This window comes from Granulicella sp. L56, from assembly GCF_009765835.1.
Classification (GTDB): Bacteria; Acidobacteriota; Terriglobia; order Terriglobales; family Acidobacteriaceae; genus Edaphobacter.
The window spans coordinates 371,290-395,671 of the sequence record NZ_LMUS01000006.1 but is presented as its reverse complement, the minus strand read 5'-3'; the positions used below and the strand labels follow the sequence as shown (position 1 = coordinate 395,671).

General features: G+C 57.5%; 20 protein-coding genes and 1 tRNA gene. 8 read left to right on the top strand and 13 right to left on the bottom strand.

What is annotated here, in order from left to right; translation table 11 throughout:
- The first annotated feature begins 19 nt into the window (after nt 1-19).
- The gene (acs, locus tag GSQ81_RS09465; RefSeq protein ID WP_158912144.1) at nt 20-2,026 is read left to right on the top strand and encodes an acetate--CoA ligase; all 2,007 of its coding nucleotides are present in this window, start codon (nt 20-22) and stop codon (nt 2,024-2,026) included.
- 35 nt (nt 2,027-2,061) lie between these two features.
- Here acs and GSQ81_RS09460 read toward each other — a convergent pair whose 3' ends face one another.
- The 4 genes from GSQ81_RS09460 to sppA all read right to left on the bottom strand — a co-directional run bounded on the left by GSQ81_RS09460 (nt 2,062) and on the right by sppA (nt 6,894).
- The gene (locus GSQ81_RS09460) at nt 2,062-4,458 is read right to left on the bottom strand and encodes a PAS domain S-box protein (protein WP_158910527.1); all 2,397 of its coding nucleotides are present in this window, start codon (nt 4,456-4,458) and stop codon (nt 2,062-2,064) included.
- A 66-nt stretch (nt 4,459-4,524) separates the two neighbouring features.
- A complete protein-coding gene (locus GSQ81_RS09455) occupies nt 4,525-5,106 on the bottom strand; it encodes a DUF4440 domain-containing protein (protein WP_158910526.1) in 582 nt (193 codons plus the stop codon).
- 172 nt (nt 5,107-5,278) lie between these two features.
- Nucleotides 5,279-5,623, bottom strand: coding sequence for an HU family DNA-binding protein (locus tag GSQ81_RS09450; RefSeq protein WP_158910525.1), 345 nt, complete (start codon nt 5,621-5,623; stop codon nt 5,279-5,281).
- A gap of 251 nt (nt 5,624-5,874) precedes the next feature.
- Nucleotides 5,875-6,894, bottom strand: a complete 1,020-nt coding sequence (sppA, locus tag GSQ81_RS09445) for a signal peptide peptidase SppA (RefSeq protein ID WP_158910524.1) — start codon at nt 6,892-6,894, stop codon at nt 5,875-5,877.
- A 193-nt stretch (nt 6,895-7,087) separates the two neighbouring features.
- Between sppA and GSQ81_RS09440 the strand changes: the two genes are divergently transcribed.
- The 3 genes from GSQ81_RS09440 to GSQ81_RS09430 all read left to right on the top strand — a co-directional run bounded on the left by GSQ81_RS09440 (nt 7,088) and on the right by GSQ81_RS09430 (nt 11,150).
- Nucleotides 7,088-7,900, top strand: a complete 813-nt coding sequence (locus GSQ81_RS09440) for a dolichyl-phosphate beta-glucosyltransferase (RefSeq protein ID WP_158910523.1) — start codon at nt 7,088-7,090, stop codon at nt 7,898-7,900.
- A 240-nt stretch (nt 7,901-8,140) separates the two neighbouring features.
- Nucleotides 8,141-10,156: an NHL repeat-containing protein gene (locus tag GSQ81_RS09435; protein ID WP_158910522.1), complete on the top strand. Its 2,016-nt coding sequence runs from the start codon at nt 8,141-8,143 to the stop codon at nt 10,154-10,156.
- A gap of 76 nt (nt 10,157-10,232) precedes the next feature.
- On the top strand, nt 10,233-11,150 hold the full coding sequence (locus GSQ81_RS09430; RefSeq protein ID WP_371715239.1) for a proline dehydrogenase family protein: 918 nt from the start codon (nt 10,233-10,235) through the stop codon (nt 11,148-11,150).
- A gap of 422 nt (nt 11,151-11,572) precedes the next feature.
- Here GSQ81_RS09430 and GSQ81_RS09425 read toward each other — a convergent pair whose 3' ends face one another.
- From GSQ81_RS09425 to GSQ81_RS09415, 3 genes are all read right to left on the bottom strand, one after another.
- Entirely contained in the window at nt 11,573-12,187 is a 615-nt protein-coding gene (locus GSQ81_RS09425; protein ID WP_158910521.1) for a DUF3106 domain-containing protein, read from the bottom strand.
- Between the two features lie 96 nt (nt 12,188-12,283).
- Nucleotides 12,284-12,796, bottom strand: a complete 513-nt coding sequence (locus tag GSQ81_RS09420; protein ID WP_158910520.1) for a zf-HC2 domain-containing protein — start codon at nt 12,794-12,796, stop codon at nt 12,284-12,286.
- 73 nt (nt 12,797-12,869) lie between these two features.
- Nucleotides 12,870-13,577, bottom strand: coding sequence for an RNA polymerase sigma factor (locus GSQ81_RS09415; RefSeq protein ID WP_254060099.1), 708 nt, complete (start codon nt 13,575-13,577; stop codon nt 12,870-12,872).
- A gap of 206 nt (nt 13,578-13,783) precedes the next feature.
- On the opposite strand from GSQ81_RS09415, the gene GSQ81_RS09410 reads away from it, so the two are divergent.
- Nucleotides 13,784-13,858 (top strand) — tRNA-Val (locus tag GSQ81_RS09410).
- Nucleotides 13,859-14,128: 270 nt separating this feature from the next.
- Here GSQ81_RS09410 and GSQ81_RS09405 read toward each other — a convergent pair.
- The 5 genes from GSQ81_RS09405 to GSQ81_RS09385 all read right to left on the bottom strand — a co-directional run bounded on the left by GSQ81_RS09405 (nt 14,129) and on the right by GSQ81_RS09385 (nt 17,975).
- Nucleotides 14,129-14,551, bottom strand: a complete 423-nt coding sequence (locus GSQ81_RS09405) for a class I SAM-dependent methyltransferase (protein ID WP_158910518.1) — start codon at nt 14,549-14,551, stop codon at nt 14,129-14,131.
- A 92-nt stretch (nt 14,552-14,643) separates the two neighbouring features.
- Complete coding sequence (locus GSQ81_RS09400) at nt 14,644-15,165, bottom strand: cupin domain-containing protein (RefSeq protein ID WP_158910517.1); 522 nt, start codon at nt 15,163-15,165, stop codon at nt 14,644-14,646.
- A gap of 182 nt (nt 15,166-15,347) precedes the next feature.
- A complete protein-coding gene (locus tag GSQ81_RS09395) occupies nt 15,348-16,220 on the bottom strand; it encodes an NmrA family NAD(P)-binding protein (RefSeq protein ID WP_158910516.1) in 873 nt (290 codons plus the stop codon).
- Between the two features lie 190 nt (nt 16,221-16,410).
- On the bottom strand, nt 16,411-17,037 hold the full coding sequence (locus GSQ81_RS09390) for an NAD(P)-dependent oxidoreductase (RefSeq protein WP_158910515.1): 627 nt from the start codon (nt 17,035-17,037) through the stop codon (nt 16,411-16,413).
- Between the two features lie 227 nt (nt 17,038-17,264).
- The gene (locus GSQ81_RS09385) at nt 17,265-17,975 is read right to left on the bottom strand and encodes a DUF4386 domain-containing protein (RefSeq protein WP_158910514.1); all 711 of its coding nucleotides are present in this window, start codon (nt 17,973-17,975) and stop codon (nt 17,265-17,267) included.
- Nucleotides 17,976-18,200: 225 nt separating this feature from the next.
- Between GSQ81_RS09385 and GSQ81_RS09380 the strand changes: the two genes are divergently transcribed.
- Together GSQ81_RS09380 and GSQ81_RS20040 are read left to right on the top strand one after the other, a co-directional pair.
- Nucleotides 18,201-18,875 carry a TetR/AcrR family transcriptional regulator gene (locus GSQ81_RS09380; protein WP_256369661.1) on the top strand — a complete coding sequence of 225 codons (675 nt, stop codon included), beginning with the start codon at nt 18,201-18,203 and terminating at the stop codon, nt 18,873-18,875.
- A gap of 515 nt (nt 18,876-19,390) precedes the next feature.
- The gene (locus tag GSQ81_RS20040; RefSeq protein WP_305794249.1) at nt 19,391-19,585 is read left to right on the top strand and encodes a hypothetical protein; all 195 of its coding nucleotides are present in this window, start codon (nt 19,391-19,393) and stop codon (nt 19,583-19,585) included.
- A 987-nt stretch (nt 19,586-20,572) separates the two neighbouring features.
- On the opposite strand, the gene GSQ81_RS09370 is transcribed toward GSQ81_RS20040, so the two are convergent.
- Nucleotides 20,573-23,017 (bottom strand): FAD-dependent oxidoreductase, encoded by a 2,445-nt coding sequence (locus GSQ81_RS09370; RefSeq protein WP_158910513.1) that lies wholly within the window; start codon nt 23,015-23,017, stop codon nt 20,573-20,575.
- 218 nt (nt 23,018-23,235) lie between these two features.
- On the opposite strand from GSQ81_RS09370, the gene GSQ81_RS09365 reads away from it, so the two are divergent.
- The gene (locus GSQ81_RS09365) at nt 23,236-24,273 is read left to right on the top strand and encodes a LacI family DNA-binding transcriptional regulator (protein WP_158910512.1); all 1,038 of its coding nucleotides are present in this window, start codon (nt 23,236-23,238) and stop codon (nt 24,271-24,273) included.
- Nucleotides 24,274-24,382 lie beyond the last annotated feature (109 nt).

Here is a 24,382-nt window from a genome sequence, read left to right as displayed (position 1 = left end):
CCGGTTTGCTCATGGTGCGATGGATGCTATACCTTTTTTCGATAGGGAATATGGAGGTTTTTGCGTGGCATCGTCTGTTGAACATACGAATCTGGATTCGAGCTTGAGAGAAAACCGGGTATTTGCGCCGCCAGCGGAGTTTGCGGCCAAGGCTCATGTAAAGAGTCTGGAGCAGTATGAGGCGATGTATCGCCGCAGCGTCGAACAGCCAGAGGAGTTCTGGGCGGAGGCTGCGTCGGAGCTGGAGTGGTTCGCTCCGTGGAACAAGGTTCTCGACGGTGAGGGCAAAGATGCGAAGTGGTTTGTCGGCGGCAAGCTGAACCTGTCGCACAACTGCGTCGATCGTCATGCGCTGGGAACGCGCAAGGACAAGGTTGCGCTGCTATGGGAGGGCGAGCCCGGCGAGGTGCGTCGGCTGACCTATGGCGATCTGCACGAGCAGGTGCAGCGGTTTGCGAATGTGCTGAAGGGGCTCGGCATCAAGCGCGGCGATCGCGTTGCCATCTATATGGGCATGTGTCCCGAGCTTGCGATTGCGTTGCTGGGATGCGCGCGCATCGGCGCGATTCATTCGGTGATCTTCGGCGGATTTGCCGCTCATGCGATTGTGGACCGCGTGAACGACTCGCAGTGCGTCGCCGTGTTGACGCAGGATACGAGCTATCGTCGCGGCGGCGAAGTGAAGCTGAAGGCGATTGTCGATGAGGCATTGGAAAAGTGTCCTTCGGTGAAGAACGTTGTGGTGTATCGGCGTTCAGGCTCCGAGATCAAGATGAAGGAAGGCCGCGACCTCTGGTGGGACGAGGCCATGTTGCAGGCAGAGAAAGAGTGCGCGCCGGAGTGGATGGACGCGGAAGACCCGCTGTATCTGCTGTACACGTCGGGCACGACGGGCAAGCCCAAGGGGCTTGTCCACACGACCGGCGGCTACTCCGTGCAGACGTATTTGACCAGCAAGTATGTCTTTGATCTGCGCGAGGAAGATGTCTACTGGTGCACGGCGGATATAGGTTGGGTGACCGGGCACAGCTATGTGGTGTATGGCCCGCTGCAGTGCGGCGCGACGGTGATGATGTACGAAGGCGCTCCTAACTGGCCGGAGTGTGATCGCTTCTGGAAGATCATCGACGACCATAAGGTGACCGTCTTTTATACGGCGCCGACGGCGATTCGCGCATTTACCAAGTGGGGAAATCAGTGGGTTGAGAAGCACTCGCTCGATTCGCTGCGACTGCTCGGAACGGTCGGCGAGCCCATCAATCCCGAGTCGTGGATGTGGTATCACCGCGAGATCGGCAAGGAGCGCTGCCCGATTGTGGATACATGGTGGCAGACGGAGACAGGCGCGATTATGATCGCACCGATTCCGGGAGCCGTGCCTGCGAAGCCGGGTTCGGCGACGCGTCCATTTTTCGGAATTGTTCCCGAAGTAGTTACAAAATCTGGCGAGCCGGTTCCCGACGGACAGGGCGGCCTGTTGGTGATTCGCAAACCCTGGCCTTCGATGGCTCGAACGATCTACGGCGATCCGCAGCGGTACGAAGAGGCCTACTGGAGCGAGATTCCGGGGAGCTACTTCACCGGCGACGGCGCACGGCGCGATGTCGATGGCTACTTCTGGCTGATGGGGCGCGTCGATGACGTCATCAACGTCAGCGGCCACAGGCTCGGAACGATGGAGGTCGAGTCGGCACTCGTGGCCCACGCTAAAGTCGCTGAGGCCGCCGTCGTAGGCCGTCCCGATGAGATGAAGGGGCAGGCGATTGCCGCGTTCGTCACGCTTGAATCCGGCTACGAAGCCAGCGAAGAACTGCGGCAGGAGCTGCGGCAATGGGTCGCCAAGGAGATTGGCGCGCTGGCGCGACCCGACGACCTGCGGTTCACCGATGCTCTGCCGAAGACACGGAGCGGCAAGATTATGCGGCGGCTGCTGCGTGAACTGGCGGCCACAGGCGAGGTGAAGGGCGACACAACGACGCTCGAAGACTTTGCTGTGATTTCGAAGCTGCGCGAAGGGGAGGAGTAAGAGATTTCTCTCTCCTCGTTGCTTGAAGAAGACTATTAGAGAAGATTATTTGCAGGCCGTGTAGGCAGCGTGAAGTGGAAGGTTGTGCCTCTGACGGGATTGCTGGTGGCCCAGATGCGGCCTCCATGCTGGGTCACGATGCTTCGACAGATAGCCAGCCCCAGCCCGGTGCCGCCGAGCGCGCGCGAGTCCGATGCGTCCACCTGGTGGAAGCGCTCGAAGATGGTCTCCAGCTTGTCGGCGGGAACACCGCGGCCCTGATCGCTGACTTCAATGATGGCTTCATTCTCGTCGAGGTTGTGCGCGGTGAGGTGAATCGCGCCACCGGGATACGAAAATTTGATGGCATTCGAGATGAGGTTGTTGAAGGTCTGAAGAATGCGGTCGGGATCGGCCCAGACACCGACGCCCCTTGCGTCGAACGAAAGGTGGACCTGCGGCTTTGGGATCTCCGCCTGCTGAATGCTGGCAGAACGCCGCATTAACTCCTCGATATCGCACATGACGCGCTGCAACTCGTCTTTGCCGCTGCCGATGCGCTCGAGATCGAGAATGTCGTTGACCAACCGGATGAGGCGGTCGGAGTTGTTGATGGCGATCTCGAGCATCTGCCGTGCTTTCTCGGGACGCTCGGACAGTACCTCGCCATGGAGCAGTCCCAGCGCTCCGCGAACAGAGGTGAGCGGAGTCCGCAGCTCGTGGGAGACGGTGGAGATGAACTCGTCCTTCATGCGGTTCAGGGCATGGCGCTCCGTGGTATCGGTGAAGGCGACGACGACGCCGATGGCCTTGACCTTGCCGTAGTCGAGCATCTGCGAATCGAGCTGAGGACGGGCGACATAGTCGACCGGGAAGCTGGTGCCGTCCTTGCGCCAGAAAATCTCGTCGGAGACGCGCACTGTATCGAAGAGGGAGAGACTCTTGCGGATGGGCGATTCTTCGCTCGGATAGGGTGTGCCGTCGGCGCGGGTGTGATGAATCAGCTCGTGCATCCTGCGGCCCAGAATCTCGCTCTGCCGGTAGCCCAGCATCTGCGCGGCTGCGGGGTTGACGATGGTCACCCGGCCTTCGAGGTCGAGCCCATAGATGCCGTCGCCCACCGACTCGAGAATGGAATCCGATTGATTGGTAAGCGTACGAAGGCGGCCTTCGACTTTGACCTGCTCGGTGATATCCACGCCAAAGCCGAGCACGTAAGGCGCGCGGCCCGGCGAAAGGATGAGCTTGTTGCGATAGGCGACGACGCGGGTTTCGCCGTCGGTATGGGCGAGATGAAGGAACCCCTGCGCCTCGCCAGTCTGGGCGATCAGTTCGAGATACTCCTTGAGCAGGGGCTTGCGGTCGGGAACGATGAACTCTTCAAGTGAATGGCCGACCATCTCGGCTACCGTTCGCCCGATGGTCTGTGCGCCGTGGGTATTGACCGAGAGCAGAACGCCGCGCAGGTCGTGCGTACACACCATGCCGAGCGAACCTTCGATGAGCAGGCGATAACGGGATTCACTCTCGCGCAACGTAGATTCGGCGGCGCGTTGCGTGGTGACGTCGATGCCCGTGGCGATGATGAAGGTGATCTGACCCTGTGCATCGCGCAGCGCGGTGGCTGTCCACGCAATGCGGCGAAGGCTGCCATCGCGGTGCAGCCATTGATTTTCAAAGGTGGCAGGGAAGTCGCCGGAGCGCAGCCGTTCGAAGTCCTCAATGGCCTCCGGAATCTCGTGACGGGGAATGAGCTTGTCCCAGGGATAGCGACCGACCAGCGTGGTGAAGTCATAGCCGGAGGCGGTCTCGCAGGCGCGGTTGAAGCGGACGATGCGGCCCGCGGGATCGAAGACCGCGACCAGCGCGCCGACCGTATCGAGCACCGCCGAGACGAAGTTGCGCTCGACCGTCAGTGCAGATTCGACGCGTTGCCGATAGCGCGCCGCGCGGTCGATCTGGCGAATCCTGCTGCAGAGTTCGAGCCGTGTGATGACCTGCCGGGCAAGAATACCCAGCGCCGACGATTGCTCCGGCGTGAGTGCACGAACGGTGAAGTCAAGGACGAACAACGCCCCGATATTGATTCCGCCCGGCGTGATCAGCGGCACACCGGCATAGAAGTGATAGTGGCGGCCTTCGAGCAGGATGCCGTTGGGCGTGTAGTTGGGATCGGCCCGCGCATCACGAATCTCGTAGAGGGTGTCGCCGAGAATGGTCGTCTCGCAGGGCAGGCTGCCCAGCGCAACATCCGGTGCATGAGCCCCGAAGCGCGACTTCAGCCAGATTCGGTCGTTGGCGATGAGCGAGACCGCCGCAATGGGCGATTCGCACACCTGCGCGGCCAGCCGGGTGATGTCATCGAGGATCGGATCCGGCGCAGAGTTGAGCACCTCATATTGATTGAGGGCCTCGATTCGCAGGACTTCGTCTTTGACATGGAGAGCATTCATCTAGCCTCTCGATGGTAGGGGATGGCATAAGTGCTGACACTGCTACTTTTGGGGTAGCGCAGCCAGTTACGGCTTGGGTAAAGTGCAGCATTCGCCTGCAGCTGCGGGCTCATCGGCACTCGCATCCATGGCGACCTTCCAGCTTCCATCGGCCACTTTTTTCCACACCGTGAAGTAGCGTCCGGAGATGACGACCGGCTGGCCATTCTTGTCCTTGGAATGGCCTTCGTAGTGCCCCCAGGTAAAGCCCATGTCGCTCGATGGCCCCATCTGGGCTCCCTGCGGAGTCCAGGTGAGTTGATAAGTTTTAGGATCCCATTGCGCCTGTGCTGCAATAGCGGCGCGGCCCATCACCGCAGGTCGGCCATTGTTGAGGGTCACAGCGTCATCGGCGAACCAGCTGGCGAACGCCTTGCCACCACCTGCCGCGACTGCCTGTTGAAACTTGCCGTCAAGCTCCAGCAGAAGCAGGACGCCGGGGGAGAGTGTCGGCTCGACGAACGGGCTGGAAATAGTGGGTGTCGGCTTGGCCAGAGCATCGAAGCCCGGAGCAGTGGGGACCGGACCGGGACCTGTCTGCGCCGCCAGAGGAAGCGCGACCGCCGCGCATAGAACAAGACCAATGCCAAGACTCGATAGGCGCTGCATATTAGTTATGCTACCAGCCGACGAATGGGAGAAGGATTGGAGACGTACGCTCTTGAGGCTGCGCATGCTGCGTCACTGGTGCGAGAACAAAAGGGCAGTCCGATTTCAGTGCTGTCCTTGTGTTCTCACCGGAATGGTTACGATTCGATTCGCGAACAGGTATGCTCCCCGTTTACATCGCAGGAGGATGGTGAGGATCGATGTGCTTGGTGTCTGGGGCAGCCTTCAGTCCTTTGTTGCCGGACGGATTGACTGAGTCGCGCAGCTCTTTCGACGGCTTGAAGAAGGGAACGCGCTTGGCCGGGACATCGACCTTCTCCCCGGTCTTCGGATTGCGTCCGGTGCGGGCGTTGCGCTGACGGGTGCGAAAGCTCCCGAAGCCACGAATCTCGATCTTGTCGCCGGACTTGAGAGCGCCGATGACGGCCTCGAAGAGGGTGTCGACGATGACCTCCCCATCGCGGCGGGTGAGGTCGCCAAGGGCGGTCACTTTGTCTACGAGGTCTGCTTTGGTCATGAGCGGGTTCCTTTCGTACTTGGGAGGGCCTGAAGTTATGATGCAAAATAGTTACTTGTCGTTGATTGTAGACGGGATGGGGGCAATTCGCGCCCTAAATCGCAACGAAAAATAATGAGTCAATCTGAATGGGTTGAGATGCAAAAAACACCCCACCGGTCACGCGAGGTACCAAAAAAGGCCCCGATTTTTCTCGGGACCCTTCCCGTAATCCGGCAAAAAATCTTCTGCAAAGGCGGCAGGGCGGTCTGTTACTTCCACATAAAGTAAAAGCCGGGAGCGTGGTTCAGGATCTGCCCGGGGTTGGAAAACAGGTCGTCGGCATCCCCATTCAGCAGGGCCAGCAACCCGCCTTTATTCTTGGGCGGGCGCACGATATTCGGTTCGCCGGAGATTCCCACGCTGCGCGCGGTGTCGATCAGGGCGGTGCGGAAGCCTCCAACCTTGTCGATCAGGCCGAGCGGAAGCGCCTGTTCGCCAGTCCAGACCTGCCCGGTGGCCAGTGGCTTGATCTTGTCGTCGGTGCTGTGGCGGCCAGTGGCGACGTCGTGGATGAACTGCCCGTACATATTGTCGACCAGCGACTGGAAGTAGGCCTGCTCCTTGGGCGTGGCGTCGCGGCTGGGATCGCCCGCGTCCTTCAGTTCTCCGGCGTGGATGACGACGCTCTTCAGCTTCGCCCAGTGCATCAGGTCGCCGTAGTTGGTCCACTCCATGATGACGCCGATGGAGCCGACGACCGAAGCGTCATTGGCGTAGATCTTGTCGCATCCGCTGGCGATGTAATAGGCGCCGGACGCGCCCACCGACTCGACCGAGGCGATGATCTTTTTGTGGTCTTCCTGCCGGACGCGCAGTACCTCGTGATAGATCTCTTGCGAGGCCGCGGCGCCGCCCCCGGGGGAGTTGATATGCAGGATGATGGCTTTGACTGAAGAGTCATCGCCGAACTTGCGAAGCTGGGTGTCGATATCGTCCGGCGACAGGATGACGCCGTTAATATCGATGACGGCGATGCGGCTTCCGCCTCCCAGATCGAGGCCCGCCGTCCCCGTGGCCGAGCGCACCGTCATCCAGACCATAAAGGTGAACAGCAGGACGACGGCTGCAATCGAGCCTGCAATGATGCCGATGTAGAACCACGGCGAGCGCCTCCGCGGAGGGGCGTATTGGGGAGAGTATCCCTGATACGGCGGGGCATAAGGTTGCGCAGGGGCGGCGGCATAAGGAGGAGGAGGAGGCGGTGGCTGAGGTACAAAATCTTCCGGCATGGTGAGGAGTGTAGCAAAGACCCGCCCCGTGACGTATACAGCCTGCCTTCGACGCAGGGAATTTGTATGATCTGCATCTAAAAGGTTGTTTGTGCGTCTATATATTGCAGTATGATGAACGACGGTAGTTTTGATTGCTTCTCATTGTTCCTTGCGCAATTAATCCCGGTTTGGTCGAAAGTTCGGTAGTCCGATGTCGCATCCCCAGTTAAGTATTGTTATTCCGGCCTATAACGAGGGAGCGCGCATCGAAGCCGCGCTCGAACGAGTTTCTTCCTGTATCGCAGCGCGAGGGTGGGACGCCGAAATCCTGGTGGTGGACGACGGTTCAAAGGACAATACAGCGGCGATTGTGCAGCGTTGGATGGAAGCGAATCCGCGCCTTCACCTGATCCAGAATCCCGGCAACAAGGGCAAGGGCTACTCCGTGCGCAACGGCCTCTTGCAGGCTGCGGGCGAAGTCGTAATGTTTACCGATGCCGACCTCTCCGCTCCCATGGAAGAGGCAGAGCGTCTGATCGCTGCTCTGGCCGACGGTGCCGATGTCGCCATTGGTTCGCGCTGGATGGACAGGACCCGGCAGACGATCCATCAGCCGCTCTATCGCCAGTTCTTCGGGCGATGTTTCAACTGGGTCACGCGCGCTGTGATGGGCCTGCCCTTCAAGGACACGCAGTGCGGCTTCAAGGCCTTTAAGCGGTCTGCGGCGCAGACGATCTTCCGCTTGCAGACCATCGAGCGCTGGGGCTTCGATCCAGAGATTCTCTTCATCGCCCGCAAATTGAAGTATGTCGTGCGCGAGGTTCCCGTCACCTGGGGCCACGACGAGCGGAGCCGCATGAGCTATCTGAAAGATGGCCTCAAAATGCTGGAAGACATGGCCAAGATTCGCGGCAACTCACTCGCCGGCCGCTACGACGAGGCCATCGCCGCGATGAAGGACACCAGCACCATGGTCACCGCCCCAGTGGAGCATGTGACCAAGGTGAGCGCCGAACTCCGCTGACAAATTTCTGCGCGCTATAATCGACACAATTCCCAGTCGGCATACTGGCTCTGGTGGAGTGCTTGATGCGCTCCCTTCTGTCTCTGGTGACGCGAAGGTTGTATCAAATTGTCCGGATTGTGGGACAGACCTCTGTGAATGCTCTTGCTACCTTGGTATTTGATCCACTTGTTTCGCTCTTTTTCGCTCTTTTTCGCTCTTTGAGAGCCTTGAACACCTCAGTATGGACCAAGGAGCTGTATGCGTTTTGAGATCTCCCTCCGCGGGATCGCCGTTGCATTTGGCCTCGGGGCAAGTCTTGTTCTGGCAGGTTGCGGATCAGGTGGAATTCCGCCAGGAGCCACAGGGGCCGGTTCAACTGCCGGCACAGGCTCCGCCTCTGGCACAAGTTCAGGTTCAGGCACAAGCTCCGGCACAGGTTCAGGTTCAGGCACTGGTACAAGCTCCGGTACAGGTTCCGGTACAGGCACAAGCTCTGGTACAGGCTCAGGCATCCCGTCCGGCACAGGTTCAGGGTCGAGCAGCGGCAGTTCGAGCATCGCGCTTACCGGCCTGGTGCACAGCGGGGCGCAGCCCATTTCAGGAGCATCCGTTGACCTCTACGTGGCAGGCACGTCAGGCTACGGTACTGGCTCAACCTCTCTTCTTAGCGGTTCCGTCACCACGGACAGCGATGGAAAATTCAGCATGGCGGGCAGCTATACCTGCCCGTCGGCAAACGCTCAGGTCTATGTCGTCGCCAGCGGCGGCGATGCAGGCGCGGGCGATAACAGCAGCTCCGTCCTGATGGCGGCGCTGGGCAATTGCAGCAACCTCGGCAGTGGAGCGGTTGCCGATGTCAGCGAGATCTCCTCGGTGGCTTCGGTCTATGCGCTGTCTCAGTTCATGAAGCCGGGAACCATGGCGGTAGGAACCAGCAGCACCAACGTTCGCGGACTGGTGAATGCCTTCTCCACAGTGAACAATCTCCTCGACCCGTCGACGGGTACGGCCCGCGCAACGACGCCCGCCGGAAACGGCACCGTACCGCAATCGACGATCAACGCTCTGGCCAACATCATGGCAGCCTGCGTCGCGACCAAGGGCAATGGAGCCTGTCCGCAACTGTTTGCGCTGGCCGCTCCAGCAGGCGGCATAGCTCCCACGGATACGCTGTCAGCGCTGCTCGACATCGCGCTCAACCCCGGCAACAACGTGGCGAAGCTCGCCGCGCTTCAGCCCGCGACCAAAGTCTTTCAGCCTGCACTCGCAGGCGCGCCCTCCGACTGGACGCTCAGCATCGAGTACAGTGGCGGCGGCCTCGATCTGCCGCAGCTTCTGGCAGTCGACGGCTCAGGCAATATCTGGGTGCCAAACGCCGGCTACCCGGGAACCTTGAGCGAGTTCAGCCCGACAGGCGAACCGCTCTCCGGTGCCAGCGGCTTCAGCGGCGGCGGTCTCAGCAATCCCCAAGCCGTGGCCGTGGATATTACAGGAGATATCTGGACGGCAAACCAGGGGAATGCAAGCGTTAGCAAGCATAGCTCCGCAGGGACACCGCTTTCTGGCGCTTCGGGCTATACCGCAACCGGATTGAGCAACCCGGTTGCAATCGCTCTCGATGCGGCGGGCGATGTCTTTACCGCAAATCCCCAGAACAATTCGGTCACGAAACTCAACCCTGCCGGGGCACTGGCCGCTCAGTTCACCAACGGCGCTCTTGATGCTCCTTATGCCGTAGCCATCGATGCCTCGCAAAATGTTTGGATTGCAAACTCAGAACTGGGCACCAACAGTCTGTCGAAATTCAGCAATACAGGTTCCGTCATGAGCGGGAATGGCTATACCGGAGGTGGGATATCGCAACCGGTCGGCATTGCGTTGGATAACGCTGGAGATGCATGGGTGGCAAACTTCAATCAGGCATCGGTCAGTAAAATGACCAGCGCGGGACTGGCCCTGTCAGGCGCAGGCTATGCGACTCCGGCTGAGGTCAGCGCCGTCGCGATTGATGGCGACAACACAATCTGGACGGCAAACACGGACGGCTCCGTCAGCCGCTTGTCCGCATCGGGAGCCAGTATTTCGCCCCCTAATATAGGCTATATTTCGGCTGCGGCAACCGCCGAGGTGGGCATCGCGCTCGATGCGTCCGGCAATGTCTGGACCACGGACAACTTCGTCAACAGCATCTTCGAGTACATCGGCGCGGCTGCGCCCACGGTGACGCCGTTGCAGCTCGCAGTCAAAAACAAGACCATCGGCACGCGACCCTAAGGCGGCTTCTCTCTAAAAGCGAGCGGCATGGGACAATACCCTTATTGCCCCGGGGGTACTGCCTTTGCTGCGATCTGTGCTGATTGCTCTGTCTCAAAACAAGAGGCTGCGGGCCTTCTCCGAGCGTTCCGCAATGGGGCGCAAGCTCTCCGGAAGATTTATCGCCGGCATGGCGGTCAACGACGCACTTGCCGCCTGCCAGCATGTAAACAGCGAAGGCATCGCGGTCAGCCTCGATTCGCTGGGCGAAAGCGTGACCACCGAGGTCGAAGCCCGCGCCTCCGCTGCCATCTATCACCACCTGCTCGACGCGATTCACGAGCGCGGATGGAACGCCAACGTAAGCGTCAAGCTCTCGCAGATGGGCATGGACTTCGATCCCGGGCTGGCCGAGCGTGTCGTCGGCGAGATCGTCGAGCATGCCGCTGCTACGGGCTGCTTTGTCCGCATCGACATGGAATCGTCAGCCTACACCGAGGCCACCATCGCCATCACTGAGCGGCTGGCGGCACGTTATCCCGGCTGCGTGGGTACGGTGTTGCAGGCCTATCTCTATCGCACGGCCGAAGACACCGAACGCTTGCTGGGGCAGGGAATTCGCATTCGCCTGTGCAAGGGAGCGTATAAGGAAGACTCAGCCGTCGCCTTTCCCACCAAGGCCGAGGTCGATGCCAACTACGTTCGTCTGATGAAGCGGATGGTCACCTTCTCGCAGAACGGCAAAGGCGTCTTCTGCGGAATCGCAACTCACGACGAGACCATCATCGAGGAGATGCTGGCTTTCGTTCGCACCAACAAGGTGCCGCAGAACGCATTCGAGTTCCAGATGCTCTACGGAATACGCCGCGACCTGCAACGCGAACTGGCGGCAGATGGATTCGGCGTCCGCGTCTATATCCCCTTCGGCCCCGAGTGGTACCCCTACTTCATGCGCCGCTTGGCCGAACGCCCCGCCAATCTTCTCTTCCTGCTCCAGAATTTCTTCAGAGCCTGAGCGCCTTCCGATTTTTATTCTGAACGACCCTCAAAAACACCAGCAAAATCGCCTGTCAAGCCCCAAAACTATCTAACCCAAACAAAATAAACCAAATAGCCAATGCAGATGAGTTCTTCTCAATTCACTACAATTAAAGAGAGTAGGCAATAGCTAAAAGCCATAGCCGTCTCGCAGATGCGATAGCGCGCCATCAAAAATGATCGTCATTCTGAGCGCAGCGAAGACCCCGTATTTCGTCTTTGCAGTCGTAGTTGCTTATTTGGAATTTAACTGCCTGTAAACCTTCTACAATCAACATTTTTCGAATAAGCCGTCTGGAATCAAGACTTTGAAAATTAAGTCTTTTCGATGGAAGACTTTACGCAAAAAGTACAGAGGGGGGACCCGGTCCAACCAGCCACCCTCTTCTGTGAGGGAATCTAGTGCTGAGGTGGCAGCAGAGGTTCGACGTCCAGCAACTGGCCGAGCGTGCCCCGCTCTTGTGGAGAAAACTGGCTGCGGAAGCGGTCTGAGTTAAGCGCGGCCTGACGCTGCGATGGAGGCATCTCCCGCAGATCGCGGAAGGCGCGGGCGACCATGCGACGACGGTCCATGGGAAGTGCGCCGAGCTGCTGCATCGCTCCGCGAACCTGCTGCCGTTGCGGAAGGCTGAGACGTTCAATGGCTTCGTTGCGCTCGATCAGGCGACGGCGCTGCTCGGGCGGCATATCGTTGAGCTGGGTCAGCCGGTTACGCAGATGCTGCTGCGTCTGCGGCGGAAGCTGGCGGAAGCCCGGCTCGTTATCGAGCGCACGCTGCTGCTGGTCAAGCGGCATGTTGCTGTGGCGATTCATCCACTGCTCGAGATGCTCCTGGTTCTGCCCTCTCGACCCCTGTCGTCCTTCGTTGGGGAAGGAACGCGTCTCTCGTTGCCCGCCACCAAATCCCTGGCGCGCACCACCGGGCTGCCTCGCGAAGGCCGCAGTGCTAGTCGCGAGCACCAGAACAGCGAGTGCTGACTGGAGCACCTGCCGGAATTTGGCTGAAAGAAACATTGAATTTGAGGCTGCCGTGTTGATGGGTTGGTGAAGCAATATTTTAGTCTGAAACGTTTGCGGCTACTGTATCTCCTTCATAATAAGTGCCAATCGTTACAAGCTGCTTGGTGGAGTCGCGGAGGTGTCATTACCGGAGTTGTCATCTTGCAACAGCAGATTCATCGTCTGTAAAGCCTGGTCGTTCTTGTCGAGGATTTGCAGGTCATTCACTGTGGCAGAGACCTGCGTCTTGGCCGGATGCGGGAAACCGGAGAGATCGGCGAAGGTTCCGCCAGCGATCAAAAAGGCCACGGCAAGGGCTCCTGCAAGAGCAGGACGGAACTGGCGGCCAGTGTTGAAGAGAAGTTGGCTTCGCATCCGCTCGAACCATCCGGCAGCGGGCAACTCCTGCTCTTCGCGCAGGCGAACGGCGAGCTTCTGGTCGAAGTAAGGAGAAGGCTCCGGTGCTTTCCAGCTATCGAGCAGGGCAAAGGTGGCCTCCAGGGATTGAAACTCCTGGTTACAGGCAGAGCAGGACTTCAGATGCTCACGGGCCGCAGCATTGCTGGGGGCAGCCGGATCGAGCAGAAGTTCCGGAAGAGCGGATTGGCAATCGTGGCAGATCATGGTGACCCTTTCCAGGTGTTGCTTTTGTTGAACGCGTCGAATAGATGCTATGCGCGCCTGTCGGTTCAATGAGCTAAATAAACGGCTTCAGTTTGTCCCGCAACGTTTGGTACGCACGGAAGAGTAGAGATTTTGTGGCGGACTCGCTCAGCTTGAGCACGTCGCCGATTTGCTTGTAGTCCATGCCTTCGTATTTGTGCATAAGAACGGCCATACGCTGCCGTTCCGGTAGTGCCAGAACATGTTGCCGGATGGCGTTGAGTCGTTCCTGACGCAGCAGGTTCGTCTCGGCTCCTGGAGTAGCATCGGCTACATCCGGCGTCATACCGGTTTCGCCGTCCGTCTCATCCAGATACACCATCGAGGCCGTCCGCTCGTGCCGTGTGTCGCGGGCATGGTTGACGCCGAGATTGGTAGCGATTCGGTAGAGCCAGGTGCTGAACCGTGCCTCGGCGCGATAGGTCTCGCGCGATCGGTAGACCCGGAGAAAGACCTCCTGGGCGAGCTCTTCAGCGATGGCCTGGTTATGCACCATACGGTACATGAAATGAATGATCGGCTTGCGGTACTTCTGGATAAGAAAGTCGAAGCCGGCCATGTTGCCGTCGCGAAGTGCCAGCATGATGGCGGCATCATCCATCTGGCCGAAGTCGCCTGCTACCGAATGGGATTCGACAGCCTGGAGATTTTCAAGAAGTCTCGGATTGATTGCCAGCGTAGCCATATCATCCTTAACCCCGTCTTTGCCCGCGGGTTGCGCGTCTCCATCAAATTCCGGCAAACTCTCGTCCCTCTTCCCCGAGGCTGAAGATGCCAGAGAACCGGAAGGGCCGTTGTGGGGAGGGGTAGCGGGCATTCTGCTTGGTTATTCTACCGCCGCAGAGGGGTAAACGGAGAGTTATGTAGGCATCTGGCTGACCGGCGTGACAGATGATATTCTTGAAAAACAGATTCGCAAGAAGGACGTCGAGTGCTTCTACTGCGAAAGGGCGCATAACTCAGCGGTAGAGTGCCACCTTCACACGGTGGAAGTCGTAGGTTCGAATCCTGCTGTGCCCACCATAAAATCAACAAGTTACAGCCATCGAAGAAAGCAGTTTGGTGGCATTTGGTGGCAAATCTTCAATCCACCATTTGCGACCCGTCAGTGGTCAGCATCGCGAAGACCGTTCCTACCTTTGCTGCACGCTCTCCGGAAGCTCCTGCATGTACTCGTTCGCGGTAGTATCCGCTCTGGAGTGCCGCAGGTGCGATTGGATGCCCAATTTCTCCTTTGCGTGCTGCAACGTTCGCTCCGTCAGACCGAAATCTTTCTTTGCTTTGGAAAGCAGGTCACGCGCCGGAACTGGCCCATCCTTCAATTCGGTGTGAAGAAATCTCGCGGCCTCTTGCTGCATGTTGATAAGCGAGCACGCTAAAGCTTGACATCGCAATATCCGCGGTCGCATCAGCGACAGTGAGAGATTGGAAGTCCATGATTTCGGCTTGACAGAGACTGAACGGGCGCAACCGCTCCTGCGTACGCTCGATCATCGCCGGGTTGAGATCGGTTGCTAGAACCTGTGCATCCCGATCGGTGGCGGCGACGACTGCCAGTCCTCCGGTGCCTGCGGCCACGGCTATTACGAATGATCCTTTAATCGGGCCCAGCATATCAAGGACGTGCAAGGCGAAGGGTTGCGTCGTCCGCTCACCCATACGTTCGTATAGACTTAGGGCACTGCCAGGTTTGGTCGAGGTGACGGGTGAACTCACAACGCAGCTGCCTTTTGGTTACCATTTATGTCGCTCTCACAGCGCGCGGTGCATCTCTTGAGTTCAAAGGTGAACTCAAGAGATGGCCGATACTAAGCATGGTCTGCGACAAGGAATGTCTGGGTCTTTTCCATGGACTTCGTCAACTTCTGAAGATCGGCCTGAGTGAGCTCAGCCGGCAGGAAATCTGTCCTGCCCTCCGGATGCACCGCATCTTTCATCATCCGCTCGTGGTGATACGTTGACACACTCAGCACGCGGCACGGATGTTCACTCTTATTGAAGAAGGTATGAGGCGCATTGGGCTGCACCAGCAGACTTTCCCCGGCTTCACACAAGTCCCACTCAGTGACACCCTGGTTGTTCCAATACCCAATTGCCAGAGTGCCTTCCAGTACATAGAAAAACTCCGCAAATGGGTGCTTATGAAGTGGAATACCCATGCCCGGCGCGAACGTGCTCTCGAAGATAGAGAACGTGTAGCCCGTGTTTTCTCCCAAAGCCCTCCAGAGCAACTTCATTTGCCCGACATCAAGCGCCGGGCCGCCTGTTTTGTTGTTCTTAATAACGTTGTGATGAAGGATTTCTTCAAGCGGCGTGGGGAAGTTTGACATAAAACGATCCTTTCTTCGAACGAAGATGATGCTCTGATGGGAAGACCAGGACGTCGCGGACGATCAGCCGTCCGGTTCCGCCAGTTGCACACAAAACGAGAACTTTCATGTTTGACCTAGATCTTTCTTGGCGTTAGCGCCGCAGTTCCCAAAGAACCGAGCTGATTCAGCTTGGCCCGGACTTACGCCTTGACGGCGTTCTGTGCAGCCGCAAACACATCGCGTGCGGACGTCGTACCCGCTACGTGCTCCGTCCCCGCGACTCCGAGGTCCATCCATCCGGCGTTAACGCTCTCATACATTTGTTCGGCAGGCCCCGTGTGGCCCTTCGGGATGCCGAACTGCTCGAACGCTTCCGCCCACCCTGCACGCGGGACTGCAAAGGCTTTTACGTCGAGTGTCAGGACTTCACCTAATTGTGCGGCGACTTCATCCGCGCTTACCATCGAACCCAGCTCGATGACGCGATGCCCTGACCACGCCGGCCCGGTCAGAAGGGTCGCCACCTCTGCGCCGATGTCGTCTGACGCGACCATTGTTGATTTCCGGTTTGTAGGATTGTAGAAGACCGGTAGTGTTCCGCCCTGGGCGGCCTCTAAGCCAAAAAGAAAATTTTCGAAGAAGCCGCCTGCGCGCACAAATGCGACCGGAGATGGCAGGCTGCGAAAACCTTGTTCCAAAAGTGATAAAGCCGTGATCATCCCTATCCCACTTGTTCTATTCGCGCCCATCGACGAGAGTGCCACCACCCGCGAGGGCACTACCTTGGTCAGAGCCTCGACATAGTTAGCAATCACGCCCTTTGCTTCTCTGTAATCAGGCGAGGGTGCCCATACAGTCGGCAACATAACAAGCACGCCCTCAACACCTTTGAGCGCCGCCGCTATGGCTGTCGCATCGTTCCAGTCTCCCTTGACCAACTCCACGCCTTGGTCTGCCCACTTCGCTGCTTTCTCGCGATTGCGCACAAGTGCTCGCACCTGTTTGCCTTGCTTCAACAGATACCGCGCGGTGGCGCCCCCAACATTTCCAGTAATGCCCATGACTAAATACATGCTCGTTTTCTCCTTGTTAGAACGAAGGTGATGCTCTGATGCGAACGCCAGAGCTTGTGAGTTGCGCAGCTAGCACTCCGCTAGTTCCGTGGGCTTCCACAGCTATCTGTCGCATGAATCGCTATAGGCCTCTACATTGCCGATCGGATCGCCTCGATGAGAGAGGTGGTTGATCTTCGCGGCAGCCTTGCTAGGTGGTCGTCACGGTCACGGCCTGACGCACATACCGACCGCTTTCGAGTTCCTTCACCATGAAGGCCGCAAGATCGGCACGCGTAATCTTGTGCGCTTTCTCGCCGCCCTCCGTGCTCAGCACCCTGGCAATGCCGGTCTTGTCGCCGTCAGTCAACATAGGCGGTCGCACGAGCGTCCAGTCCAGATTGCTGCCTTCGATCTCGGCCTCCATGCCCGCCTTGTCTACCAGCAGACCCCGCAGAAACGTCCGCATGAGCAGGTGCTTGTTGAAGAAGCCGGCGTTCTTAACGCTCTCGCCCGCACCCACCACCGAAATCTTCAGCAACCGCCGTACGCCACTGCGCCGCATCGCCTCCACAATATTGTGTGCCGCGCGCGTTTCCATCGTCGTCACTTTCCATGGCGTCTTGCCGCCCAGCGCGTCGATGACCGCATCCTGTCCGGCGACCGCAACGTCGACCGCGGCCGCGTCCAGCACGTCGCCCGCAACAACTCTGACGTTCACCTTCTTGTACTGCGCGGCACCGCGCACGAAAGCCGTCACCATATGTCCGGCCGCCAACGCCTCATTTACCAGCGCCTCTCCGCTCTTGCCCGCTGCTCCAATCACTAGAACTTTCATCGCATCCTCCCTTTGTCGCGTATATGGCCGCTAATCCAAATGCGCGACCTGACGATTAGAGGTCTCTACTAACCATTGGTTGCAAATTATTCAGTGGTTGTATATTTTGAGCTGATTAACGCTTGCGCGCTCGTAAACGCATCAACCGCTGTGCCATGACAGGGTGGCGCTTTTGCACCGCAAATCGTCCCTGGATCTCTCCTGTCCGTTTCTTGAAGGGATACTCTTCACGCTTTGAGTGCTGGGGACTCCTGGTTCAACCCCTTAACCATCAGCCACAAACCGGTTGTCACTTCCGAAAGTCCTGTCGGGATAAAGGCAACGTCCAAGATGCTCGTGTACTCCGGGAAAACGAGCTTCCCGAAGCACGCTGCAATCACCAACAGAGAAGCGAAGATACCAAGCCCGGACAGTGCTCTCGGAATGTAGCCGGACCGAAGGAAGAGATAGAAGAAGATGGTCGATCCCATCCCCATGAAGATGGCGCTAACGTTTAGGGAATTTGCTGCTGCCTGGGATATCAACTCTGAAAGCTCACTCAACTGCCCCACGCTGAACATGCCTGCGTGATCTGCAGCAATGTGAACGGAGGATGAGAGAAATTGCAGGACGATCCACATAGAGCCAAGAACAATCTCACTCAATCGGAATGAAAACGCGCCCAGTGCAAGATTCCGATTTGCGGGGCGAAGAGCTACGTAAAGGCTGATCGCCAGCCAAAGCGCCAGGAGCATCGTACTCAGTTGGACCGAAACACCGATCCGATATACGTGCTCGGAAGAGGCGATCCGGTGCGAGGAATCTATAAAGTTGCCGCTCTTTTCGACGCTGGACCTCAGAAACAGTCCTGTGACGAAGACGGCAATTACCAGCAGATACATCAATCCCGCCATTCGTGCATATTTGTTCTGCGCGATGCGTTCGTTAACTTCTTCCATAATGTCCTCCTTGATGAAACTTATGCAGCTAGCGTCCGACGGTTCCGTGGGATTTCTGCGGTAGCGTAGGGGCGCAAAACTGTTCCTCGGCGAAGCGTCATCTGCCGTCTATGCCGAAAGCGTTGCCGGCTATGCTCGCCCTGTTCTCCATCGGTTATAACATAACCTATGGTTATAAATAAACAATAGGTCGCAAAAATCGTCAAAAGGGGCTAAGCTATTGAAGTGACATCCACATCACCAAGTCGTCGGGTAGAGCGTAAGGAAAGGCTGCGGGGCGAAATCCTTGCGGCCGCTAGCAAAATGTTCGCCGATCGCGGCTACGAAGCCGTGACGCTTCGTGCGATCGCTAAAGAGATCGGCTATACGCACGCCGTGATCTACCAGCATTTTCCTGACAAATGGCACATTCTTGCCGAGTTGAGCAGCGAGACGATCGGGCTGCTGGTTCAGAACTTCGACGCGATTGCAGCTAAACATCTTGCACCGAAAGAGCGTCTTTTTGCCACTTCACGCGGCTTGATTCAATTCTGCACTGCCCATCCACAGCAGTTCCGTAACGTCTTCTTCGGGCCTGAGAACCGCAACGGCGTCCGCGCTGGGGAATACATCAACGACATTGGCGCGCCGCTGTTCGGTCGTTTCGTGCAGCTCTTTTTCGATGTTGCCAGGGATGAAGGATTGCCAAGTAGTGACATAGTAGTAGCCCACACCTGGTGGTTCACTATCTTTGGCCTCGCCACACTCATGGTCATCCAAGGGGCTGTGCCTGGCTTGACTGACCAGACTCTCGTGGTCGAGCAAACGATCGCAACGCTTTGGGCGGGCGTTCAGGTTGTTCCGCGATTGCCGAAGAGCGCAATCTCTAAGCGATCCGGCCGGCCCAGTGCCTCAAAGTAATAACAGCTTCCGTCCACTTAGGAGTCGTTGGAATTGTGGATGTGGCGCGGTGGGCGACGGCCAAAGCTCTTAGATAAAGTGATTGCGTGATCTGTATGGTGTCAGCCGGTTACAACCGGATTGCCGACAAATCCGGAAGTCATCTCCAATCGTTAATTCCATCTATGGCTAATCCTTTGTGAACCCTTCAGTATTCACGAGTGTTGAGACCCGACTACGGGTGTCCTCTCGTACGGCACGCACTTCATCCAGAGGACGGCCTTTAGGGTCGGGTAGAGGTCAATCATACCGGCGTTAGCCCTGGAACATAGGGGCATTTGTCTCCGCAGCCCATCGTGATGAGCAACTGCGCTTCCCGGGCCAGTTCCTGCGTCAGCTTTTGAGGCATCGCTTCGCTCAGATCGATGCCAACCTTCTGGCATGACAGCCAGAACCTCGGGATGCACCCGTAGGCCGGGCTCGCCGGGCATAATTCCCTCGCAAACGGGGCGGCCTACTCGGCCTCAAAATGGAGTTTGAGTTTGAATGGAGTAACCTATTCCGTGGCCGAAGAGTTGCGGCAGCACAATATTCGTGTTTCCGTCATCGCCCCCGGATCGGTCAACACGAATTTTGGACGTAGTGGTGGCAATTCTGACAAGAAAGTCCAGCCGGAAGATGTTGCCCGTGTAGTCGCCATGCGGGTAACGCAGTGCCGCAGTTATTTGTGAGCGAAGTGCTGCTAGGGCTTACGCAGAAGCACTACTATCGTAGGGCAGGGAATCGGCCGTCCCTAAACATGACAACAATTAAAGAGCCCAACCTCGGGTGTTCACGATCTCCTTACCAACCTGATATCCCATATTGAGTCTGCGGATAGAGGTCTATTACAACAGGCTTAGTTAAATCGACGAACGTGATTCCTGACAGTCCGCCGATCCAGTGTGCGGAAGCGATCGAAGTATCTTTGGCTAATGGCCAGCCATGCGGTTTTTGCCTGACCGATGCTTCGCAGCGAGCTGACTTTCGAGATGAGTAATCAAACCCTTCCTTGTCAGACTGCTCGGCTTCCTGCCGTGGCTACGTCGCAACAATGATCTTTCGTCTGATGGGCGTGCATGTTACCGCACCCCATGCATTGCTGTGATGTGGAGCGTCTATCAGGGGCGTTAGAACCTTCCTAATGAACTCTCCCGTGAAGCCGCGTTCTAGCTTCGCCGGCCGCTCGCATGTTCCGCTATCCCCAGACTGTAGCCGACTACCTGATAAGCCATGTATGAAGTTGTCGCCGCACGGCGAACGGCACTTGCGCACAGATTGAGACGGGGATATATCGAGGTCAGCCATTAGTAAGATTCCACTTGCTAATGGTCAGGGGCACGGCGCGTCCAACGCCGTCGTACCGCCACCTTGCCTAACTCATAGCCGAAGTCAACACTGAAAATCGCTGACGGACCGCTGCAGTCCCAAAACAAGAAGGCTGATTTTGAGGGTCGATCGTAACGGATTGATGTAAAAGGATGGTGAGGACGAGGGACTTGAACCCCTATGCCTTGCGGCACTAGCATCTCAACCTAACAATGAGTGTATTATCGGCTATCGTGGAAACCCAACCCTATGATTCAGATGGATTGGCACGAGCGATTGATTCCACTTGGCTTGCAGAAGTCCGGCTTCGGCAAGCCAAGTGTTTGGGGCACCCCTCGGAGGACGCGGATTTACGCTCTCTCCTCGTTGTAGACGCGAACTTCATAGATTCGAGCCTGCATGGCACCGTTTGTTTCGTAGATCGAAACGCGAATCTTGTCTGCGGTTGTGGGTTCGATGGTGTGGACGCGACGGCGAGCGTAGTTATCTTTTTCCACCACCACTGTCTTCCATCCACCGTGCTGAAGAACCGCAATGGTATAGCTTTTCACGCAGTCTGGATTGCGAAACATTGGCAGAGACGTGCGCCGGTTCAGGTCCGTATCAAAGGTGAGCTGTATCTGATTAAAGCGAGCAGGTTTTTGCCAGTTGAGCTCGATCCAAGCAGGTAAGGCCTGCTTTGGGTCAGACTTGAAGATATTGGTCCACCTATCCGGACGGTTGGTCCCGGTAACTACATTCTGGGCGGTGTAGGGGCGTTGCTCTGGCGTCACGCGCATCGCAAACGACTTGCCCCGGGTCAGGGGCCGACACATCGAGCCGCCAGGATCATCGGCGGGAGTTGTGCCTGCGGGAACAAGGGATGGAACGCCCATTTTGTCGGTATAGAGCGACCAGGCTATCTCTGGATTCGCGCCTATCTGGATGAAGTAGAGGCTGCCGGGTTCGGCATGAAAATTCAGAGGGAAGGAGACGTATCCTCTCTGCTGTGGCTGAACGGTTGCCGAAGAAGTCGTCAGCACCTTAGTTGGTCGAAGATCCCAGACCGATTGCGCCTTCCATAGTGAGAGCTTTACGGTTGTGGGTGTCTGCGCCTTTGAGTGAAGCAGGAGTTCAACACTGTCTAGCTGATTAGTCGAGACCGGAAAGAGTTGACCGAGGGGTAACGCCGCAGCATGAAAAGCATCCGACTCCGGAAAGGAGAGCCGCGCATTGCTGCTGGAGGTGGCCTGTGCGCTTCTGGCTAGATCATTTTTATCTGCATTGACTACCCCAGGGATAGAGGCGTCTTGGCGTAGCAGGATCTGTTGCAGCTCGAAGGCGTGGTCCCGGGCGATGACGCTTGGTTCGCACGCATACTGCTTGCATAGGGCTGCTGCAACACCGACTCCCTGGCCTACGATTGCGCCGGTCGGCAGTACGCGGGAGGAAGCAAAGGCAACATAGCTTGCGCTGATGGGACGGCCTGCGGTGAGCAGATTGTGAATGTTTTTTGAGTAGCAGGCGCGTAGAGGAATGCCGTAGGGAATGGTTCCGCGCTCGGCGAAGTTGGCGTCGCTCCGAGGATCGGGGTAGGGCTCGGTTTGCCTCGTCTCAATGCCGCCGGAGACGTGAATATCTACGCCCCAGGCACCGTAGGCGATGTCATCGGGGCGAACCGAAGGCATACGAATATCCTTCTCTGTCAGGACGGAATCTCCTATGACCCTGCGAGACTCACGTTTATAGGGCCAGAAACCGACGAACTCCAGTGCGTAACTTCTCGCTCGTTCGCGAATGTCCGATTCGGTGCAGTGGTTTTTGATGTGATCCCATACGCCGAGTAGTTGGCGCAGAGCTTCATCGCGGATCTCTTCGTTATCGCGAATGGGATGCAAAGGATGACCTACTTCGATCCACCAGTATCCTCCTTCGATGAAGCCATGCCCACGATGCGTGAGGTCTGCTTCGGTATCGAATGTGGCTGCCCACTCCGGGCGTTTGAATTCGATGGGCTTGCCCGTATCCCGGGCACGAAAGAAGAGAGTGTTTCCCATCAGGTTTTCGTTGTGCTCGGCAGGCGCCAGATGCTCGCCGTACTCTGATCGCGCTTCGCATCCCCAACGGAATGCGGCGCCAGCCCTGTATCCCAGAACGCCGTCGCCGGACGCGTCGACAAAGAGAGGCGCGTCGAGGATGAAACCCTTCTCGGTTCCAAGCTGCGCGGCATGGATGGCGAGAATGTGTGACTCATCCTTCATCTCTACTTCACGCATGGTGGTATTTAGAAGGAGGTGCAGTTTGTTTTCGCGCCTCGCCCATTCGTAAAGCACCAGGTCCCATTGCGAGTTCATGAGCCCTTCGATGGACGGCTCCCAGTTGCGGGCCCGTTCTTCGACGGACATCTCTTCGAGGATGCCGGCCTCCTTGACCCATGTACTGAAGCCACAGGTCTCTTCCGGGTACAGCCGGACCTCGCTGGAGGAGTTGCCGCCAAGCATGGATCGCTCATGCACCAGGGCCACATGCATCCCGTTACGCGCGGCGCTGATTGCGGCGCATACGCCGGAGATGCCGCCTCCAACAACGATCAGATCATAGCTTTGCTGGACGATCTGGATCGTATTCGGCCGGATATATCCCTTTTTTCTGCTCGAAGCCGGATCGTGCTCGTGATGCTGCCTTGCTGCGGGGGATGCTGATTCGAGGGTGGGATGAGAGGTTTCATCCGCCAGGAGAGACTTGGGCGTCCATGGGCCTAACGCGCCAGCCGCCAAGGCGATGCGTCCCATAAATCCTCTGCGATTAATCGACATGATTGGCTCCGTACCTTTCCCGAGCATGTTTGCATCGTGGACTCGTACCATCCGTATGCGCGATCCATGTTATGTCAAATTTCTGAAATAATGAATATTTCTTTGAAGTTAGCCGCTTGATCTATCTTAAACCAGCAAAATGTGAGCGGAGCGGTCTCTTTGTGCATTAGGATGGATAGCGCACAGCCACTGTGAGTTTGCACACCGAGAAGGATGCGATGAAGAGCACGTTTGTGCCTAGATTGTCCGATATTGCGAAACGGATTGGCGTCTCCACTGCCGCCGTCTCGATCGCGTTGAATAAGTCGGAGTCAACACGCGTGAGTGCGGCAACGCGCAAGAAGATCGTTCGCATCGCCGCGGAGATGGGCTATTATCCCAATGAACTGGCCAAGGCGCTGGCCGAACGCCGCACCAGACTGCTCGGATTGGTGGTTCCGCTTCGCGATCCGATCTTCTTCAACCGATTCATAGCCCAGGCCTTGTCCGGCATTCAGAGCACCTTGATGCGTCGGGGCTATAACCTGCTTGTATTTTCGCCTTCGGGAAGACCGGGGCGGGCTACGCGCGATCAGATTATGGAGAGCCGCTTTACCGACGGCCTGATCCTCATTAACACCCGTTCCTGCACCACCAAGGATGCGGAGGAGGCGATCGCGGAGTTGCAGACCGCGCAGATCAAGTTCGTGATGATCAATTCCTATTATGGCGATGCCTCGATCAACTATGTCGGTGTGGACGACATCGCCATCGGCACGGCGGCGGCCGAGTACCTGGTTGAGCATGGTCACACCAGCATTGCGTTTCTCAGTGGATTGTCAACGCTGCCTACGCATAACCATCTCGTCAAGGGACTGCGCCATGGACTGGCCGGCCACGGACTTACGCTGAGTGCAGAACGGATTGGTTGTACGCAGTACGATATGGGACAGGCATTCACCATCCTGGACCGCTGGTTCCGCGTGAAGCGTAACCGTCCGACTGCCATCTTCACCGCAGACGATCAGATGCTGGTCTACCTCTATGACTACGCGGAAGAGCGGGGAATATCGTTGCCGCAGGATCTGGCGGTGCTCAGCCGCGGCAATTCGATCTCGGGTGATCACCTTCGTCCCATACCTACGACACTAGCGATCCCAACGTATCGCATGGGCGAACTCGCCACCGATCTACTGATTGATTCGATTGAGAAGCCAGAGACGCGACCACAGCGAATTCTTTTGCCGTATGAGCTGATGCGGGGAAAGACTGCTTGATTCAAGCAGTCTTTTATTGACAGAAGCAGCTCTAATCAATTAATCGATTAACCTAAATCGCGTTTGCACCGATTCTTTGATCTTTCACGCGAGACTTGGAGTGAGGTTC